Origin of the sequence: Mesorhizobium sp. M7A.F.Ca.AU.002.02.1.1, assembly GCF_003998535.1 — a bacterium.
GTDB lineage: Bacteria > Pseudomonadota > Alphaproteobacteria > Rhizobiales > Rhizobiaceae > Mesorhizobium > Mesorhizobium ciceri.
This window is the reverse complement of sequence record NZ_RZPB01000040.1, coordinates 1-17,809: the sequence shown is the minus strand read 5'-3', so window position 1 is coordinate 17,809 and position 17,809 is coordinate 1. Positions and strand designations below refer to the sequence as shown.

The following is a 17,809-nucleotide window of genomic DNA, read 5'->3' as shown; positions in this document are numbered from 1 at the left end:
ACGCAATTCCAACAACTGTGGCGGCCGCGCAAGACAACATTCCCGCACTCGCCGCCAATGACCCGCGCTGGACCGGTTCCCAGCTGAAGGCCGCATCCGCGTCCGATTCGACTGCTCCCAGCCAGGTGGCGGACAAGGCACCCGACAAGCAAACGGCGGCATTCGCGCAGCCGGCAGCCGATACCGATGCCGCCACCGAACTTGCCAAGGTAGCCGCGCCCGGCGCAACCGCGGGCAACCATCCCGACGGCGCACAAACCGCCGCCATTCCCGAGGTGCAACCGCAAGTGCCGGCTCAAGAGCCCGCGGCAGAAGGTGATGACAGCCAGGCCAAGGCGAAGCCAAGGAAAGCCGCAGCCGCCGGAACAGGACGCATCCTGAGGGCCGTGACCATGCGAAGCGGCCCGAAGAAAAATGCCGCCGCCATCGGTACGGTGCCAGCCAAAACCTCGGTGCAGGTGATGAGCTGCAAGAAATGGTGCCAGATCACCTACAACGGCAAGACCGGCTGGATCTACAAGAGCTACATCAAGACCGGCGCCTGACGTCTACCGCCTTGGGTGAGGCACGCCCCTTATCTTGGCGCCTATCGTTCCCAAAACCGCTGCAGTGCGGAGCAGGCTTGCTTGATCGCCCGAACGGCTTTCGAAGACATAGCCGGCGGAACCGACGATGGCCGAGCCTCGCCGGCTGACGGAAACCTCGATCGTGAAGGCCTGCTCGGGTATCTTTGCACCTGCCGATGTTCCGGCCTTGACGAAGTTGGCCAGCGTGGGGCCGGCTCGACTTACGACCAGATCGCCGCGCCGCGAATTGACCGTGAATGTGCTGTAGAGATCAGGCAAAGAAATCGAGCGCAGCCTGGAAAAGTCCTGCAGCTCAGCCACGGATTCGAACGGTGCATGCTTGAAACCACCCACGACTTCGACCTTTTGCGTGGCCACCGCGGCAAAGATGCTGGCGCCGCTGCGGGAATATTCGACCGCGATCGCAAGCCAGTTGGACATCTCCGGATCGACGCCGAGCGAAGCGAAACCCTGGGCAAGCAGATTGTGATCGGCGGCGTTGAGATCGATCAGGCCCGAATGCCCCTGCAACCGCATCACGACCGTCAGATCGCCGACCACGCAGGAGACTGGCTCGAAATTGAGCGGCAACCCGATGTCCGGCCCGGCGCTCGACAGGCGCGCGGCCAGCACGTTGGTCAGGCCTTCGGCGAGCAGGCCGAACCGCTGGCTTTCGGTCTCATTCGAAGCGATCTTGAGCCGCGTCCAGGCGGTCAGGGCGAAGGTCGAGGTGATGGCGGAGACGATGAGGAGGAAGACAAGGACAGCGACGAGGGCGAAGCCGGAGGATTGGCACTCGCAAGAGGCCGATGAATCACGGGGATTTTCTTCGACCACAGTCCACCATCGAGAATAAAAGTGTGCTGTCACCCTACAATCGTTGTTTATCTTTCTTTAAATCATTCATCCCAAATCAATCTTAAATTTTTGTTTATTGGTATATATTGGTCAAATGTTAATCCATCAAAATCAAAAGTAATCGATTCATCTTTTGCTATTCCCCTTAATTTTGACCCAAAATAGGATAACGAGCTCATTATAACCTTAAACTCACTCAATCCAGTCAACTTTATTCTTGATGTTACTTTCCCGTTTCTTATGAAGATTGCCTCTGTTTCATATAAATATTCTTCGCTTTTATTTTTATTGATTTTTGTTATTCCAAACTCAAATAAATCATCTGAGTTCAAAACTTCCAGCCTCTCCCGAAATAGAAATTTCATAGCTACATTTTCCATATTGGAAACGGCGGCAAGGGTTTCCCTGCCCTACAAGCGGCATATCTTTCACTGGCTATTGCCATACAAGCTGCATACCAATTTCTACCAGCTTTGGTTGTGCGCCCGCCACCACGCCCCGAGGATAGCAATTGGCACTGCGCCTCATCAGCGGCAAGCTGTTCCTCACAAGGGTCGTCATCCGGCGGCCCAGCTGGCGGCGGAGGCGGAGGCGTCGTACGCCGTTCCGACGGCATCGGGCAAGATTGTGGCCCTGGCTGCGGGGGGGGGACGTAAAACGCAGTCCAAGGGATTGCCACCCCAACACCACCATCGATTCCCTCCTGGACCTGGAACCCAATACAACCCGCTCGGATCCACCTTCATCAGCGGGCTGTTGCCGACATACGCCCACCTTGACGGCCCATTCGGCATACCGAGCGGATCGGGCTGCAGATAGCGCCCGATGGAAGCATCATAATGGCGGTGCCAATTGTAGGCGAGCCCCGTCTCGATCTGGAACTATTGGCCGGGGAAGCGCTGGTTGAGCGTCGCCGTGCCACTGATGCTACGCACCTCACCGTAAGGTAGATAGCTCGCCTGCCAGACGACATTGCGGCCCTGGTCGGTCATCATGACCGGCCGTTCGAGATGGTCAGTCAGCACGTAATAGAGCACCGGCGTGATGCCGGCGTCGGCGACCATCGCCAGCGGGCGGCCTTCGACCCAGATGTATTCGGTGACCAGCGCGCCGGACGCGTCATATTCGGCGATTACATTGCCGTCGAGGTCGTGCACCATGTGCAGCGTGGCCGACGAGGCGGCGATGGTGCGCGAGACCAGCCGCGACAGGTAGTCGTAGATGTAGGCGCCTGCCGTCGTGCCGTTCGTGGTGGCGCCCGAGAGCTGGCCGGCGGCATTGTAGCTGTAGGTCTTGGTGAGCTCCGGCGAGACGGTCGCGTCCTGCGTGACGTTGCCGGCAAGGTCCGACTGGAAGCCGCGGCTCGGTGCGCCGCCGGTGAGGATGCCGGTCAGCCGGTTGGAGCCGCCCTGAAGGCTGTAGGTATCGATAGAGGTGACGCCACCAATGGTTACGGTGCGCTGGGTGATGTTGCCGACACCGTCGATCGTATAGGTGAGGCTGCCCCACGGCCCATCGGCATTCTCGATGAAGCCGTTGGCCGTATAGGTGTAGGTCTCATTGTTGGCGGGGTTGATCCTCGATTGCCGTGAGATTGCGCTTGTCCTGGTATTGCAGCGGATGAGATCCTGGCCTGCTACCCAGGCGTTCAGATGCAGCGTCCGCCGTCGACCTCCAGCGCCACGCCGGTGATGAAGGCGGCTTCGTCCGAGGCCAGCCAGAGTGCGGCGTTGGCGATGTCGAGCGGCGTCGAGAGCCGGCCGAGCGGGATCGATGCGCGGAACTTCTCGCGGATTTCGGGTGTGTCGGCGCCCATGAATTTCTCCAGCATGCCGGTCTCGCCGGCAACCGGGCAGAGGCAGTTGACGCGGATGTTCTTCGGCGCCAGTTCCACCGCCATCGATTTGGTGGCGGTGATCGCCCAGCCTTTCGACGCATTGTACCAGGTGAGGCCGGGGCGCGGCCGCAGACCCGCGGTGGAGGCCGTGGTCAGGATGACGCCGCCGCCCTGCCGCTCCATGATCGGCACCACGGCGAGTGCCGCGTGATAGATCGCCTTCATGTTGACGGCGGTTATCAGGTCGAAGGTCTCCTCGTCGACATTGAGCATGTCGCCGTTGCGATGGGTGTAGCCGGCATTGTTGACCATGATGTCGATGCGGCCGAATGCGCTTTTGGCGGCATAGATCATCTCGTCGAATTCGGAGCGCAGCGAGACATCGGTCTGGGTCCAGATCGCCGCTTCGCCGATCTCGCCGGCGACGCGCTCCGCGCCCCTGGCGTTGAGATCGGCGACAACGACCCTGGCACCCTCCTGCGCAAAGCGCCTGGCGATGCCCTCGCCAAAACCGGACGCAGCACCGGTGATGACGGCAACCTTGTTTTCCAGACGCATGTTTTTCCCGCTCATGATTGATGACGATCAACCGGCGCGCCGATAGCGCACATCCGCGCGAACCCGTGGCTTCTGGCCGGATTGCTCGAAAGATGTGCGGCCATCGCCGATTTCTCCTTTGGCTTTCGCGTCGATCCCGCTCTATGCTGCAACTGCGAAGGCTTCCGGTGCCGCGCCTGTCGACAAGCCTCCGGGTCATCGGACTGTCAAGGGGCAGGCGCATACACCCAGATGTGACACCATGGCACTGGAAAATTTAAATCGATTAGATTATATCAGCCGCGTCACAGCGACCGGCGTCAGAGCGGACAGACCATGACCAGCCAGATCATCCCCGTCGATCCTTTCGACTTCATCATTTTCGGCGGCACCGGCGATCTGTCGGAGCGCAAGCTTCTGCCGTCGCTCTATTATCGCCAGCGCGACCATCAGTTTTCGGAGCCGACACGCATCATCGGCACCTCGCGCTCGAAGATGAGCGACGAAGAATTCCAGGCCTTCGCCAAGCAGGCGATCTCGGACCACGTCAAACCGGCCGACATCGACGCCAAGGAACTGAAGACCTTTCTGGCGCGGCTGTCCTACGTCTCCGCCGATGCGACGAGCGGCGCCGGCTTCGACAAGCTCAAGAAGGCGATCGGCGACAGCGACCGCATCCGCGCCTTCTACCTGGCGGTGGCGCCGGCGCTGTTCGGCGACATCTCGCACAAGCTGAAAGAGCACAATCTGATCACGCCGAACTCGCGCATCGTGCTGGAAAAGCCGATCGGCCGCGATCTCGATTCGGCACGCAAGCTCAACGACCTGGTCGGCGACGACTTCCACGAAAGCCAGATCTTCCGCATCGACCATTATCTCGGCAAGGAGACGGTGCAGAACCTGATGGCGCTGCGCTTTGCCAACGCGCTCTACGAACCGTTGTGGAATTCAGCCCATATCGACCATGTCCAGATCACCGTGGCCGAGACCGTCGGCCTGGAGGACCGCGTCACCTATTACGACAAGGCCGGCGCGCTGCGCGACATGGTGCAGAACCATATGCTGCAGCTCTTGTGCCTCGTCGCCATGGAAGCGCCGTCGTCGATGGATGCCGACGCCGTGCGCGACGAAAAGCTGAAGGTGCTGCGGGCACTGAAGCGCATCAACGGCAACGAAGCGCCGAAGCACACCGTGCGCGGGCAGTATCGCGCCGGGGCTTCGGCCGGCGGACCGGTGAAAGGCTATGTCGAGGAACTCGGCAAGGACAGCAACACCGAGACCTTCGTCGCCATCAAGGCCGAGATCGGCAATTGGCGCTGGTCGGGCGTTCCGTTCTATCTGCGTACCGGCAAACGGCTGGCGACGCGGGTTTCGGAAATCGTCATCGAATTCAAGCCGATCCCGCATTCGATCTTCGGCGACAGCGCCGGACCGATCTTCGCCAACCAGCTTGTCATCCGGCTGCAGCCGGACGAAGGCGTCAAGCAGTTCATCATGATCAAGGATCCGGGCCCGGGCGGCATGCGGCTGCGCCAGATTTCGCTCGACATGAGTTTCGCGCAGTCCTTCGACGGCCGCGCACCGGACGCCTATGAGCGGCTGATCATGGACGTCATCCGTGGCAACCAGACCCTGTTCATGCGCCGTGACGAAGTCGAGGCGGCGTGGAAATGGATCGACCCGATCCAGAATGCCTGGGAAAGTGCCAGGCAGGAGGCGCAGGGCTACACGGCGGGCACCTGGGGTCCATCGGCCTCGATAGCGCTGATCGAACGTGACGGGCGGACATGGCACGAGAGCAATTGAACAGCGCCGCCTACAGCTGGAACGGCTTCAGCGGGCGCCAGGAACTGGCGGCAGCCCTTGCCGGCCATGTTGCAGGCAGACTGACCAAGGCGATCGCCGAGCGCGGCACGGGGTTGCTCGCCGTCTCCGGCGGCACCACGCCGGCAAAATTCTTCGCCGCCCTTTCAGCGATACCCATCGCCTGGGACAAGGTGATCGTGACGCTGGTCGACGAGCGTTTCGTGCCGGCCTCCTCGCCACGCTCCAATGCCGGGCTGGTGGCCGCCAATCTGTTGCAGAACGCGGCCAAGGCGGCTCGTTTCGTGCCGCTCTATCACGAAGCCACCAGCATCGAGGATGCGGCCTCGTCCGACGATGCAGCGCTCCGATCCTTGCCCTGGCCGCTCGATGTCGTCGTGCTCGGCATGGGGCCGGACGGCCACACCGCCTCGTTCTTTCCCGATGCCGCCGACCTGGCAACGCTGCTCGACCCGTCTTCCGACAGGATCGTGCTGCCGGTTCATGCGGCAAGTGCGGGCGAGCCGCGGCTGACCCTGTCGCTGGCCCGCATCGTCGAAGCCGGCTTCATCGCGCTGCACATCGAGGGTGAGGACAAGCGTATCGCCTTCGACGGCGCGGTGGCGCCCGGGCCGCGAAAGCCAATCCGCGCCGTGCTCGACGCAGCGCAAAAGCCCGTAGAGGTTTTCTGGGCACCCTGATTCTCGATTTACACCGGTCCCGGCAAACGGCGGGAGGATGTTTCCGGGACCTCGCCTGAAAGGACCGACACCATGACCGCCAGACGCGACATCGAAGCCATTACCGAACGCATCCGCCAGCGCTCTAAGCCCGGCCGCGAGCGTTATCTCGGCCGCATCGCCGAGGCGTCGAACCGCACCGCCAACCGGGCCGTTTTGTCGTGCGGCAACCTCGCTCACGGCTTTGCGGTGTGCAGCCCCTCGGAAAAGCTCGCGCTGGGCGCCGACAAGGTGCCGAACCTCGGCATCATCACCTCCTATAACGACATGCTGTCGGCGCATCAGCCGTTCGAGAGCTTCCCCGCGCTGATCAAGGATGCAGCCCGCAAAGCCGGCGGCATCGCCCAGGTGGCAGGCGGCGTGCCGGCGATGTGCGACGGCGTCACCCAGGGCCAGCCCGGCATGGAGCTGTCGCTGTTTTCGCGCGATGTCATCGCCATGGCCGCCGCGATCGGCCTGTCGCACAACATGTTCGACGCCGCCGTCTATCTCGGCGTCTGTGACAAGATCGTGCCGGGGCTGGTGATCGCCGCCCTCACCTTCGGCCATCTGCCGGCGGTGTTCATTCCGGCCGGACCGATGACATCAGGCCTGCCCAATGACGAAAAGGCCAAGGTCCGCCAGCTCTACGCCGAGGGCAAGGCCGGACGCGCCGAACTGCTGGAGGCCGAGTCCAAATCTTACCATGGACCGGGCACCTGCACCTTCTACGGCACGGCGAATTCCAACCAGATGCTGATGGAGATCATGGGCCTGCACACGCCGGGCGCGTCCTTCGTCAATCCAGGCACGCCGCTGCGCGAGGCTTTGACCCGCGAGGCGACCAAGCGGGCGCTGGCGATTACTGCGCTTGGCAACGCCTATACGCCCGTCGGGCGGATGATCGACGAGCGCTCGATCGTCAACGGCGTCGTCGGCCTGCATGCCACCGGCGGCTCGACCAATCACACCATCCACCTGATCGCCATGGCGGCGGCGGCCGGCATCGCCATCACATGGCAGGATATTTCCGACCTGTCGGAAGCGGTGCCGCTGCTGGCGCGGGTCTATCCGAACGGCCTCGCCGACGTGAACCATTTCCACGCCGCCGGCGGGCTCGGCTTCCTGATCCGCGAACTGCTCGACGAAGGCATCCTGCATGAGGATGTGCAGACGGTGTGGGGCGAAGGCCTGCGGCCCTATGCGGTCGAGGCAAAGCTCGGCGCCGACGGAGGCGTGGTGCGCGAAGCCTCGCCGCGGACAAGCGGCGACGAAAAGGTGCTGGCGCCTTTCAACAAGGCGTTCCAGGCGACCGGTGGCCTGAAGGTGCTGTCAGGCAATCTCGGCCACGCCGTCATCAAGACTTCCGCGGTGAAGCCGGAGCGGCGTATCATCGAGGCGCCGGCCAGGGTCTTCGACAGCCAGCAAGGGCTGAACGATGCGTTCAAGGCAGGCACGCTGACCGGCGACTTCATCGCCGTCATCCGCTTCCAGGGGCCGAAGGCCAACGGCATGCCGGAACTGCACAAGCTGACCACCGTGCTCGGCATCCTGCAGGATCGCGGCCAGCGCGTGGCGCTGGTCACCGACGGGCGCATGTCGGGCGCCTCCGGCAAGGTGCCGGCGGCGATCCATGTCACACCGGAAGCGGTCGAGGAGGGTCCTATCGCCAGGATCCACGAAGGCGACATCATCCGGCTCGACGCCGATGCCGGCACGCTGGAAGTGCTGGTGCCGGCCGGCGATTTCGCGCTGCGCCGGACGGCGGATGCCGACCTCATCGGCAACGAGTTCGGTTTCGGCCGCGAGCTGTTTGCCGGCTTCCGGCAATTGGTCGGCCGCGCCGATCATGGCGCCAGCGCCTTCGGCACGGCCTGACGGCAGTTCTGCGCAACCCATGAAAAGGGGCGGCACTTGGCCGCCCTCTTGCGGTTGTGCATACGATTCTATTGCACGGTTAGCTCAGCTCGCTCGCCGGCCTTGACCGTCACGTTGCCTTCTTTCGAACTGTTGTCGGATTTCTCCGAGACGACGGCATAGTCGCCCGCCGGGATCGCTGCCTGGTACTTCTGGTCGAATGCATAGCCAAGCGACTTGCGGTTGCCGTTGATGTCCTTCTTGGCCTCGAAAATCTCGATCTTCGAGGCTCCCGGCGCGGTGATCGCCAGCACGCCGGCATTCATTGCGATTTTCAGATCCTGAAATTCGCCGACCTTGACGGTGAACGGCTGCTCGACAACGGCGAGATCAACCGTCGCAATCAAGACATAGTCATCGGCCGGCAGATCGAATTTGCTGTCGGGTCCGTAGGCATAGGTCACCTCGTCCCTGGTTCCATCGATCTTCTTTTTTGCCTTGAGCACCTTGAAGCCGATGCCTGAACCGTCCGCCTTGTCGCCGCCGGCAGCATAATAAGCATTGGCAACGACATGGCCGACACCGACAATCATGTTCTTTTCCACGGTCTTGCCGGCAGCCAGCGGAATCGTTTCGGTAGCCACCCCCTGGCCGATCGTGACCGTCACTTTCTCGTCGCCGGCCGGCAACACGGCTTTCGTGGTCCCATAGAAGGTGGCGGGCATGTCAGCACCCGGATAATCGATGACGATAGCCGCGCCATCGACGACATCTGCCCCCTCGCTCGGTCGCGGATGGATGATGAGCGTGCCGGCATTCAAGTTGAAGAGAGGCGCGTAGACTTGGCCCGCCTCGATCTTGACTTTCTGCTCGGTCTTGGCCTGGCCGTCGCTGGCCACGACGATATAGTCGCCCGGTTCCAGATTGGCCTTGTAGGCGCCGTATTCGGTGCTGACGTAGTCGCCGCGCGTACCGTCGGGTTTCGCCTTGTAGATCTCCCAGGCGTTGCCGTCAGTGACGGGATCGCCGCCCTCGGCAAGCACCGCTATCGGCAGGAAATTGAAGTCCGGTTTGGCCGGCTCGGGCGCGGGTGCCGGCGCAGGTGCCGGAGCCGGTTCAGGAGCCGGCGCTGGTGCTGCCACGGTCTCGGCAAGCGCCTCCTGCAGCGCCTTCTCGTCGGAGGCCTGGATGTATTTGCCGCCGGTGTTGTCGGCGAGGCAGGCGATCTGCTTGCCCTCGTCGGCGGTCAGGCCGAAGCCGACGACATCGGCGGTGAAGTCGACGCCGGATGCCTCGAGCTCCTTACCAAGCGCGCAGGGGTCACCGCCGCATGTTTCGAGCCCGTCGGTGATGAGCACGACCGTCGCCTTGTCCTCGGTGTATTTCAGCGCCTCGGCCGCCTGTTTGACCGCCGCCGTCAGCGGCGTCTTGCCGAGGAATTTCAGGCTGTCGGCGGCGGCCGAAATGGCGCTGCCCGAACCTGCCTGCGGCGGCACGATCAGCTGGATGTCGTCGCAGCTGCCCTTTTCACGGTGGCCATAGGCCATGAAGCCGATCTCGTCGTCGGTGGGGACCGATTGAAGCACGGTTCGAAGCGACTCGCGGGCGATTTCGAGCTTGGGCCTGCCGTCGATCTGCGCCCACATCGAGCCGGACGCATCGAGAATGATGATGACCTTGTTTGCGGCGAAGCCGAACGTCGTCATCGACAAAAGGAGGATCGCCGCAGCGACGCCCCGTGCAAGTCCCGCCATCGAAATCTCCTAAATCCGCCCCTGATCCGGGCGGCAAGCTATTTGACGCGGCGCCGGGACACAAGTCCGGGCGCCCGGTGCGCAGGGCTGCGGACCCAGCTTAACAAAAATCCTGACGACAGCCAGTTCGGCGGTGTCGGCAGCCTTTTACCCGGTAATAGGAATTTTTTCTTGACACCATGACCTCAGCTAAGGTACATATTTGGCTATGGTGCTGATTTGCGCCGGTGACCCGCCGCAATAGGCGGGTTTTTCGTTTGTTGCACCCGTCAGCCTACGCGCGGCGAAGGCTCCGAAAGAACCCATTAACCCGAATTCATGGCCTTGGCCCGATGCGCCGGGCCGAATGCCGAACTTTCAACGAAAACGAAAACCAGCTTAGTAAGTCGTGCGGCGTTCTTCCGAAGGCGGCCTGCCGAATTGCAGCCGGTAGCTCTGGGCGAAGTAGGAATGCGAGGTGAAGCCCGTCGCGATCGCCACGTCGAGGATCGGCATGTTGGTCTGGCGCAGCAGTTCGCGCGCCCGCTCCAGCCGCAATCGCATATAGTAACGGCCGGGCGTGACGCTGAGATGGCGCAGGAACAGGCGCTCGACCTGGCGCACCGAAAGGCCGGCGGATTTGGCCAGCTGTACCGCCGACAGCGGCTCGTCGAGGTGGTCGGCCATCAGTTCGACGATGCGCCTGAGCTTCTCCGACTTGCCGGTCAGGTCGCGTTCGGGTCCGACGCGCTGACGGTCGCCGGCCGAGCGGATGCGTTCGTGCTGGAACTGGTTGGCGACGCCATTGGCCAGGTTCGAGCCGAAATCGCCGCGCACGATCTCCAGCATCAGGTCGATCGAAGTGGTGCCGCCGGCACAGGTGTAGCGCTTGCGATCGATCTCGAAGACGTTGCCGGTGCAGTTGATGTCGGGGAATCGCTCGACGAAGCCGGCGCGGTTTTCCCAATGGATGGTGCAGCGATAGCCTTCGAGCTGGCCGGCCTCGGCCAGCAGGTAGGACCCGACCGACAGGGCACCCAGCGCATTGCCGCGCCGGCCCCAGCTTCGCAAAGCCGCCAGCACCTTGCTCTTGCCGGGGAATTCGGTCGTCAGCCCGACCGAGACGAAAAGGATATCGACCGGCGGCAGGTCGGCAACGGCGTAGTCGATCTTGAGCGGCAGGCCATTGGAAGCCATCACCGGATCGCCATCGGCCGACACCGTGGTCCAACCGTAGAAGTCGCGGCCAAGCAACCGGTTCGCCGACCGGAACGTATCGATCGCGGCAGCCAGCGAGAACATGGAGAACTTGTCTACCAGCAGGAATGCGAACTGCCGGCCGCCTTGAACGGGGTCAGTCATGACCGGCCGTTCTGAGGGAACACTGGGGTTCGGCAAAGCTGCAGCTTTCTGGCGGGTCAGAAGGACGGCCGTTTCAATCCGGCCGAAAGGTAGGCGGAGGCTAACGTATTGGCCATCAGCATGGCAATGGTCATGGGGCCGACACCGCCGGGCACCGGTGTGATGGCGCTGGCGGCCCTGGCCGCTTCGGCATAGGCGACATCGCCGACGAGGCGGGACTTGCCCTCGCCCTTTTCCGGCGCCGGGATGCGGTTGATGCCGACATCGATGACGGTGGCGCCTGGCTTCACCCAATCACCCCTGATCATCTCCGGCCTGCCGACGGCCGCGACAAGGATATCGGCGGTGCGGGCCAAGGCCGGCAGATCCCTGGTGCGGCTGTGGGCGATGGTGACGGTGCAGTTGGCGGCAAGCAGCAGGTTGGCCATCGGCTTGCCGACGATGTTGGAGCGGCCGACGACGACTGCGTTGAGGCCGGACAGGTCCTTGCCGCGCACCCGCTCGATCAGAAGCATCGAGCCGGCCGGCGTGCAAGGCACGAACGCTGTTTCGAGTTCACCGGTGCCGAGCTTGCCGACATTGATGAAGTGGAAGCCGTCGACATCCTTTTCCGGCGCGATGGTCTGGATGATCTTGCCGGCGTCAATGTGGGCCGGCAGAGGAAGCTGCACGAGGATGCCATTGATGGCCGGATCGGCGTTGAGGTCGCCGATGATCTTCAGCAATGCCTCTTCGGAGGTTTCGGCCGGCAGCGTATGCTGGACGGAATGAAAGCCGCATTCCTTGGCGGTGCGCGACTTGGACGCGACATAGACCTGGCTGGCCGGATCCTCGCCGACGATGACCACGGCAAGACCGGGCTTGGCCTTGCCCTTGGCGACAAGTTCAGCCGTCAGGGTCTTGACCGTCCCCACAACGTCCCCGGCAACGCTCTTGCCATCAATCACTTCAGCCATGGACCACCCTCAACACCAGAATGCCCAAGCGCGTCGCTTCCGGAAGCGACGCGCTTTTCGATCTTTCACAGCGTGGCATCTTCACGAAAAATCCAACATGCAATCCCGCCAAAGCGCCGTCCCATGCCGTTTACGCGAAACCGGCATGTTTTTGTACGGCACCGCGCAGATTTTTGTGGCTCAGAAGTAGCGGCGGCGCGTGCGGCTCTCGGTCAGTTCGCGAACCGCTTCGCGGAATTCGCGCAGGCTGGCGCGGATTTCCTCGATTGGCGCTTGCTGCTCGGCATCCTCCACGGCCCGCGACGGCTCCGCCGATCGCTGATGAGGCTGAGGCGCCTGCTGCTGCGCGACGGGCGGCTGTGGATAGGACTCGGAAGCGGGCTGAGCCGGATCGGACTGCTGCCCGGCATTGGCGGCCGGCATAGATTGCGGATAGGGATAGCCCGGCTGCTGCGCGTAGCCCAATGGCTGCGCGTAGGGATAGAGCTGCGGCCCGGAATATGGCCGCTGCGTCATCATGGGAGGCGGCAGTGGCGGCTGCGCCGTCTGCTGCGGATGGCCGCCGGGCTGGAAAGGTGGTGCCGGGTATGCTGTCGCGGCCGCCTGCCGGGGCTCGAAGGCCGGCGCCGGCCGGGGATAGGCGCGGTATTGCGGATCCTGCGTTGGCTCCCCGTTTTCGGCAGAGGCCCATTCGACGGTATCGAACGGCTCCTCCCGGGATGGCCTGCGGGAGACGGACTTGTGCAGCCTCGACAGCAAGGCACCGATCCGGCCGGGACCTTCTGCCGGCGAGGCCTCGGCTTGCTGGACAGGCGGTGGCACGGCCGGCGGTGGTGATGCAGGCGGGGGTGTCGATGGCTGCGGCGCTGGTGGTAATGGCGGCGCCGGCGGCGGCGCTGCCCGATATGCCTTGTCTTCGTAAGGCGTCCGGCGTTCGTCCGTGCCATGGTCGCGACGCGAGCGCGAATTGGCGGTGTCACGCAGGCTCTCATAGGCGCCACGCATGGCTCCGAGGCCAATGCCGGAGGCGAAACCCAGCAACAGGCCGGCGAGCGCGACCACGACCCGCGACGGCCCGTTCGGCTCAAGCGGCGCGAAGGCCTTCGAGATCACATTGATGTTGGCGGTGTTGATGTCCTTCTGCTCGCCGGTCTCCTTGGCGCGCAGCAGGTACTGTTCGTAGACGGAACGCTTGGCGGTCGCCTCGCGCTCCAGTTCGCGCATCGACACGAGGTCGCTGTTGACGTCGCCGCTGCGGACCTTCAGCTGCGCCAGGCGAGAGGCAAGATCCTGTTCGAGCTGGACGGCGCGCTTGAGGTCGACCTGCAGCGACGAGCCGATGCGGCGCAGCTCCGAGGCGATGCGTTCGCGTGCGCCGGCAATCTGGGCATTGATCGCCTGGAGTTCGGGGTGACGCGGGCCGAGCCGGATGGCGGCGCGGTCAGCTTCCTGCTTGAGCGACGCATATTGCGAACGCAGATCGCTCATCGTGTTGGAGTTGATCTCCTCCGGCAAGGTACCGGTGAGAACCGAATTGACGTCGACCGAACGCGCCGAGGCCGCCCGGGCGTTGAGTTCCAGGGTCCGGGCGCGCGCGACCGACAGCTGCTCGTTGAGTTTCAGCATCTCATCGTCGCTGATGAGATGGCCCTGCGCGTCAACGAGATCGTGCGTGGCCCTGAAATCCTCGACCTTGCGCTCGGCTGCCTCGACGCCCTTGCGCAACTCGTCAAGCCTGGCCGTCAGTTCGTCGGTGGCGCGGCCTGCGGTGTCCGACTGTATCTGGCCGAAAGTCTGCAGGAAGACATCCGTCATCGTGTTGGCGATGAGGGCCGATTTCTCGCCATTCTGCGTGGTGGCGCTGACGGTGATGACGAAGGTCTTGCCGCCGCGCTCGACCGAAAGGCTCTCAGCCAGATTGCCGACAGCAAGCGCGCGGCGACGGCTGTCGTCGACACCCCCCGGCCCATCATTGCGGGACAGGATGGAGCGAATGAGCGACATGACACTGAGGCCGCCGCCGCCTTGCCCATTGAATTCCGGGTCGTTGACCAGATTGAGCTTGTCGACGACCTTGTTGAGAACAGTGCCTGATGTCAGCACCCGGACCTGGTTCTCGACGATGGCCAGCGTGGCGTCGGAAGCGACGACCGACTGGGTGAGATCGCGGTCGGTGAGCTTCAGGTCGCGCGGGTCGACGATCAGTTCGGTGGTGGCCTCATATTTCTTCGGCGTCGACAGCGCGATGGTGATGCCGAGCGCGGCGCCCAGCAGTGTCGTCGTCACGATCAGCAGCTTCGACTTGCCGACACCGCGCACCACCTGCATCGGATCGATCAGCGGCTTCCACTGCTGGCTGTCCATGCCGTCGTTTCGGGATAACGACGCGTCGCCTGCAGCGTAAGGTTCCGATGTATGATCGGCGCGACGAGCGCCAGCGGTTTCGGCGGCACCAGGCTGTGTCCGCGGCGAGGTTTGCGCGCGGTAAGCTTGCTCACGATCCCCGTCGGCCGCGACCGGATCCGACAGTTTCGGGTTGCGCGCCTCGCGCTGCGAGCGGGCGAGGCGATGACGCGTGGCGGCATCCTCGCGCCATGACGGGTCTGCCCGGTCGCCGATCGAGACCAGCGACGCGTCGGGTTCGTCGCCACGCACAGCCTGGCCCAGCGCCAGCAACGAGCGCTCGCGCTTCCAGTCTTCGCGGTTTTCCCTGTCGACCATCGTCTGGAACTTTACCCTTGGCGACCTGCGAACGGAGATTGGCCATTCGTTAAGCCACGCTAAACAGGCATGGAAAACAAAAGGTTAATTTTCCCGCGCCGAAGCGTCGGTTTCTCGTTTCGGTTGCATCTATTTTCGACACAAGCCCAGCCGCCAGAACGGCACGTTAAGTTTTCCGGCCTAGGCTCTCCTTGAGACATGACGCAGGCCAGTGACATACCGCAAAGGCGGCCCCTCGCCCGGATCGGCAGCTTTTTGGCCGAACGACGGGGGCTGCTTCGCGACTATTTCTCAGCGATCAGCGGTGCCGGTGGGCGACTGGTGTTTTCGCTGGCCTATTTCATCGCGCTGGCCAACACGCTGTCGATATCCGAATTCGGCATGTTCGCCACCGCGTCGGCGGCCGGCGTCATGCTGTCGCGCATCCTCGCCTTTGGGTTCATCTCGGCGCTCTACCGCACCGCCACCATCCGTCCCAATCTGATCGGCACCTTTTCCGCCGGCTTCCTGCTGCTCGGCGTGCTGTCGCTGCCGCTGCTGGCCGCTGCCTCGTTCGGCGTCTATCTGCTTTTCTTTGCCGACACCGTGCCGCTGTCGGTGTTTGCGGCAATCGTCTTTGCCGAAGCGCTGTTGTGGCGGCCGGTGGAGGTGGCGCTGATCGTCAACAACGGCCTGGGCAAGTTCGGCCGCGCCGCGCTGCTGGCCATCCTGGCGACCGCGCTGCGGGCGCTCGGCGCGGTGCTGTTCATGTTCTCAGCGCAACACAGCGTCTGGATATGGTCCTGGTTCTATATCGGCGCCAATGCCGCCTCGCTGCTGATCGCCTTCGGCTTCTTCTACCCGCGCCAGAGGCTGCGGCTGCGCGTCGAGCTTTATCTCAGGCGATTGGCCGATTCCATCTATGTGGCCGGCGCCGAAGTGCTGTTCTACCTGCAGATGGAGTTCGACAAGCTGCTCGTGCTGGCGATCGGCGGCCCGCATCTGGCCGGCATCTACGCCATCATCATGCGGCTGGTCGACCTGACGGCGATTCCGATCCGCACCTTCTCGATGATGCTGGTGCAGCGCATGATGCGCGCGCCGGAACTGTTGTCGCGTCTGGCGGTCAAGAGCGGCATCGAAGGCGGTGTGTTCGCGGTTTCGACGCTGGCGCTGCTGACACTTGGCATCGTGCTGCATTTCTTCCCCAATGCACTCGGCAAGAATGTCGCCGAGGCTGCCCCGCTGGTGGTGCTGGCAATCTGCGTGCCGGGATTGCGCAATCTTGTCGAATACCAGGCCGAGCTTTTGTTCGCACGCGGCCAAACGCTGGTGCGGGCGCTCAATCTCGGCCTGCTCGCCGGATTGAAGGCGCTGTTGCTGACTTATGTGCTGACGACCATCCTCGACACGCCGAAGCTGGTGCTGTCGCTCAATGTCGTCTTCCTGCTTCTGTATCTCGCCTCGACGCTGCTCACCTATTCGGCGATGCGCAAGCCGGCAAAGCCCGTATAGGGCTTTCTCATTTGTGCATGACTTCTGGACAAACGGAAATCGTTTGTCCGAGAAAACCGGTTTCCGCTTTTCGGGATGATCTAATCCAACCCAATCAGACGGCGGATGCGGCCGATATCGGTGCCGATGAAGGATTGCATGCCGATCGCCACCTGCTCCGGCGCCATGGCGGCAACGAAGCGGCGGAACTCGTCATCCGAAAGCGCTTCGCCGGTCCAGTGCACGCGGCAGAACTCTTCGGAACCGTGGAAGTGGCCGGCTCCGTCCAGCAGATCGTCGACATAGCGGCCGTAGATCATGCATTCGGAGAATTTGCGTGCCGAGCCGACGACCTCGACCCAGTTGCGACCATGGACCCTTTCGATCGCACCGCACATCGCCAGCACGGTGTCGCGCCGCCACGCGATCAGCGTCGAGATGTAGTCATGGTTCGACGTCCGGGACGGGTCGATGCCGAGTGCCGAGCCGGCGTTGCGCGACCAGATGCGATGCTCCTCATGACCTTCGTCCGCCAGCACACCGTCGCGGCGGAACAGGCGCACCTTGTCGTCGCGCCAGAAGGCGCCGCAGTCGAAAGGTTTCAGGAAGGCAACATCGGAATCGCAGAAGATGAGCACGTCTTGAGATGCATGCGCTGATATGGCGATGCGGCGCAACTGCTGCACATGCCAGCCGCGCAGCGGCTGGGTCTTCAGGCTGAGCCAGACGCGCCGGCGAAACAGGCTGAACGGATCGTCGAAGGCGTGCAGCCAGCGCGGCAGCAATTCCCGCTCGTCGACCACCGTGCGGCGGCCGGTTTCCAATTGGCGAAACAGGCCGACATCGCGATGCTCGACCAGGATGTAATGGTGCGCCGCGCCGGAAACATGGCGATCAAGTGTCTCGCACAGCAGGCGACAGCGCTCGAAATCGGGCGCATAGCTTGCCGTCACGATGGCCGCCGTCGGTGTCTGCCGAAGCGGGCTTGGCTCGACAGCGGCACCTGGCACGAACCTGCTGTTCATTTGGTATCTCCCGCGGCTTCGGGCGCAAGCGAGAATTTCTGCCTGACGACGCGCAGCAGGAACAGCGGGTTGCCGACCACATAGCGGCGCCACAGGCGGCCCGGCTCGACAGCCAACCGGAACAGCCATTCGAGCCGCAGCCGGCGCATCCACAAGGGCGCGCGGGGCACCGCGCCGCTCAGGAAATCAAGCAACGCGCCGACGGCGATCGGCAGCGTGCAATGGCGCGCGTCGATATGGCGTTCGATCCACAATTCCTGGCGCGGCACGCCCATGGCCACGAGCAGCACGTCGGGCCGAAGCGCGGCAATCCGGTCGACGATTTCCTGCTCCTGCGAAGGGGGGAAATAGCCGTCATGGAT

At 63.2% G+C, this 17,809-nt stretch carries 15 protein-coding genes; 5 read left to right on the top strand and 10 right to left on the bottom strand.

What is annotated here, in order from left to right; all coding sequences use genetic code 11:
- On the top strand, nt 1-545 hold a 545-nt coding region (locus EN879_RS04800), incomplete at its 5' end, for an SH3 domain-containing protein (protein WP_164774316.1).
- Between the two features lie 3 nt (nt 546-548).
- On the opposite strand, the gene EN879_RS04795 is transcribed toward EN879_RS04800, so the two are convergent.
- The 4 genes from EN879_RS04795 to EN879_RS38850 all read right to left on the bottom strand — a co-directional run bounded on the left by EN879_RS04795 (nt 549) and on the right by EN879_RS38850 (nt 3,819).
- Nucleotides 549-1,403, bottom strand: coding sequence for a hypothetical protein (locus tag EN879_RS04795; RefSeq protein ID WP_063170068.1), 855 nt, complete (start codon nt 1,401-1,403; stop codon nt 549-551).
- A gap of 62 nt (nt 1,404-1,465) precedes the next feature.
- Nucleotides 1,466-1,789, bottom strand: a complete 324-nt coding sequence (locus tag EN879_RS04790; protein ID WP_127224236.1) for a hypothetical protein — start codon at nt 1,787-1,789, stop codon at nt 1,466-1,468.
- Between the two features lie 516 nt (nt 1,790-2,305).
- Nucleotides 2,306-2,584, bottom strand: a complete 279-nt coding sequence (locus EN879_RS38855) for an RHS domain-containing protein (protein WP_063170067.1) — start codon at nt 2,582-2,584, stop codon at nt 2,306-2,308.
- A gap of 488 nt (nt 2,585-3,072) precedes the next feature.
- The gene (locus tag EN879_RS38850; protein WP_027162287.1) at nt 3,073-3,819 is read right to left on the bottom strand and encodes an SDR family oxidoreductase; all 747 of its coding nucleotides are present in this window, start codon (nt 3,817-3,819) and stop codon (nt 3,073-3,075) included.
- 315 nt (nt 3,820-4,134) lie between these two features.
- Here EN879_RS38850 and zwf point away from each other — a divergent pair, with 315 nt between their 5' ends.
- The 3 genes from zwf (at nt 4,135) to edd (ending at nt 8,198) form a co-directional block, all read left to right on the top strand.
- A complete protein-coding gene (gene zwf / locus EN879_RS04770) occupies nt 4,135-5,604 on the top strand; it encodes a glucose-6-phosphate dehydrogenase (protein WP_013530236.1) in 1,470 nt (489 codons plus the stop codon).
- Nucleotides 5,586-6,302, top strand: coding sequence for a 6-phosphogluconolactonase (pgl, locus tag EN879_RS04765; protein WP_063170066.1), 717 nt, complete (start codon nt 5,586-5,588; stop codon nt 6,300-6,302). Before zwf ends, pgl begins: the two co-directional genes overlap by 19 nt.
- A 72-nt stretch (nt 6,303-6,374) precedes the next feature.
- A complete protein-coding gene (gene edd / locus EN879_RS04760; protein WP_063170065.1) occupies nt 6,375-8,198 on the top strand; it encodes a phosphogluconate dehydratase in 1,824 nt (607 codons plus the stop codon).
- A gap of 68 nt (nt 8,199-8,266) precedes the next feature.
- Here the strand turns inward: edd and EN879_RS04755 are convergent, their stop codons facing one another.
- From EN879_RS04755 to EN879_RS04740, 4 genes are all read right to left on the bottom strand, one after another.
- Nucleotides 8,267-9,931, bottom strand: a complete 1,665-nt coding sequence (locus tag EN879_RS04755) for a VWA domain-containing protein (protein ID WP_063170064.1) — start codon at nt 9,929-9,931, stop codon at nt 8,267-8,269.
- Nucleotides 9,932-10,309: 378 nt separating this feature from the next.
- Nucleotides 10,310-11,272: a GlxA family transcriptional regulator gene (locus EN879_RS04750; RefSeq protein WP_013530232.1), complete on the bottom strand. Its 963-nt coding sequence runs from the start codon at nt 11,270-11,272 to the stop codon at nt 10,310-10,312.
- Nucleotides 11,273-11,328: 56 nt separating this feature from the next.
- Entirely contained in the window at nt 11,329-12,228 is a 900-nt protein-coding gene (gene folD, locus EN879_RS04745; protein ID WP_063170063.1) for a bifunctional methylenetetrahydrofolate dehydrogenase/methenyltetrahydrofolate cyclohydrolase FolD, read from the bottom strand.
- Between the two features lie 180 nt (nt 12,229-12,408).
- The gene (locus EN879_RS04740) at nt 12,409-14,949 is read right to left on the bottom strand and encodes a GumC family protein (protein ID WP_063170062.1); all 2,541 of its coding nucleotides are present in this window, start codon (nt 14,947-14,949) and stop codon (nt 12,409-12,411) included.
- A 198-nt stretch (nt 14,950-15,147) separates the two neighbouring features.
- Between EN879_RS04740 and EN879_RS04735 the strand changes: the two genes are divergently transcribed.
- On the top strand, nt 15,148-16,443 hold the full coding sequence (locus EN879_RS04735; RefSeq protein WP_013530229.1) for a lipopolysaccharide biosynthesis protein: 1,296 nt from the start codon (nt 15,148-15,150) through the stop codon (nt 16,441-16,443).
- Between the two features lie 80 nt (nt 16,444-16,523).
- On the opposite strand, the gene EN879_RS04730 is transcribed toward EN879_RS04735, so the two are convergent.
- Both EN879_RS04730 and EN879_RS04725 read right to left on the bottom strand, forming a co-directional pair.
- Complete coding sequence (locus EN879_RS04730) at nt 16,524-17,447, bottom strand: DUF6492 family protein (RefSeq protein ID WP_063170061.1); 924 nt, start codon at nt 17,445-17,447, stop codon at nt 16,524-16,526.
- The coding region (locus tag EN879_RS04725; RefSeq protein ID WP_127273963.1) for a WecB/TagA/CpsF family glycosyltransferase at nt 17,444-17,809 on the bottom strand (366 nt) is incomplete at its 5' end. The genes EN879_RS04725 and EN879_RS04730, both read right to left, overlap by 4 nt.

What these genes read in the sequence shown, in the direction of transcription:
- EN879_RS04740 (WP_063170062.1), bottom strand. Translation starts at nt 14,949, where the DNA reads ATGGTCGACAGGGAAAACCGCGAAGACTGGAAGCGCGAGCGCTCGTTG.
- EN879_RS38850 (WP_027162287.1), bottom strand. Translation starts at nt 3,819, where the DNA reads ATGCGTCTGGAAAACAAGGTTGCCGTCATCACCGGTGCTGCGTCCGGT.
- zwf (WP_013530236.1), top strand. Translation starts at nt 4,135, where the DNA reads ATGACCAGCCAGATCATCCCCGTCGATCCTTTCGACTTCATCATTTTC.
- EN879_RS04755 (WP_063170064.1), bottom strand. Translation starts at nt 9,931, where the DNA reads ATGGCGGGACTTGCACGGGGCGTCGCTGCGGCGATCCTCCTTTTGTCG.
- EN879_RS04750 (WP_013530232.1), bottom strand. Translation starts at nt 11,272, where the DNA reads ATGACTGACCCCGTTCAAGGCGGCCGGCAGTTCGCATTCCTGCTGGTA.
- EN879_RS04790 (WP_127224236.1), bottom strand. Translation starts at nt 1,789, where the DNA reads ATGAAATTTCTATTTCGGGAGAGGCTGGAAGTTTTGAACTCAGATGAT.
- pgl (WP_063170066.1), top strand. Translation starts at nt 5,586, where the DNA reads ATGGCACGAGAGCAATTGAACAGCGCCGCCTACAGCTGGAACGGCTTC.
- edd (WP_063170065.1), top strand. Translation starts at nt 6,375, where the DNA reads ATGACCGCCAGACGCGACATCGAAGCCATTACCGAACGCATCCGCCAG.
- EN879_RS04735 (WP_013530229.1), top strand. Translation starts at nt 15,148, where the DNA reads ATGACGCAGGCCAGTGACATACCGCAAAGGCGGCCCCTCGCCCGGATC.
- folD (WP_063170063.1), bottom strand. Translation starts at nt 12,228, where the DNA reads ATGGCTGAAGTGATTGATGGCAAGAGCGTTGCCGGGGACGTTGTGGGG.
- EN879_RS04730 (WP_063170061.1), bottom strand. Translation starts at nt 17,447, where the DNA reads ATGAACAGCAGGTTCGTGCCAGGTGCCGCTGTCGAGCCAAGCCCGCTT.
- EN879_RS38855 (WP_063170067.1), bottom strand. Translation starts at nt 2,584, where the DNA reads ATGGTGCACGACCTCGACGGCAATGTAATCGCCGAATATGACGCGTCC.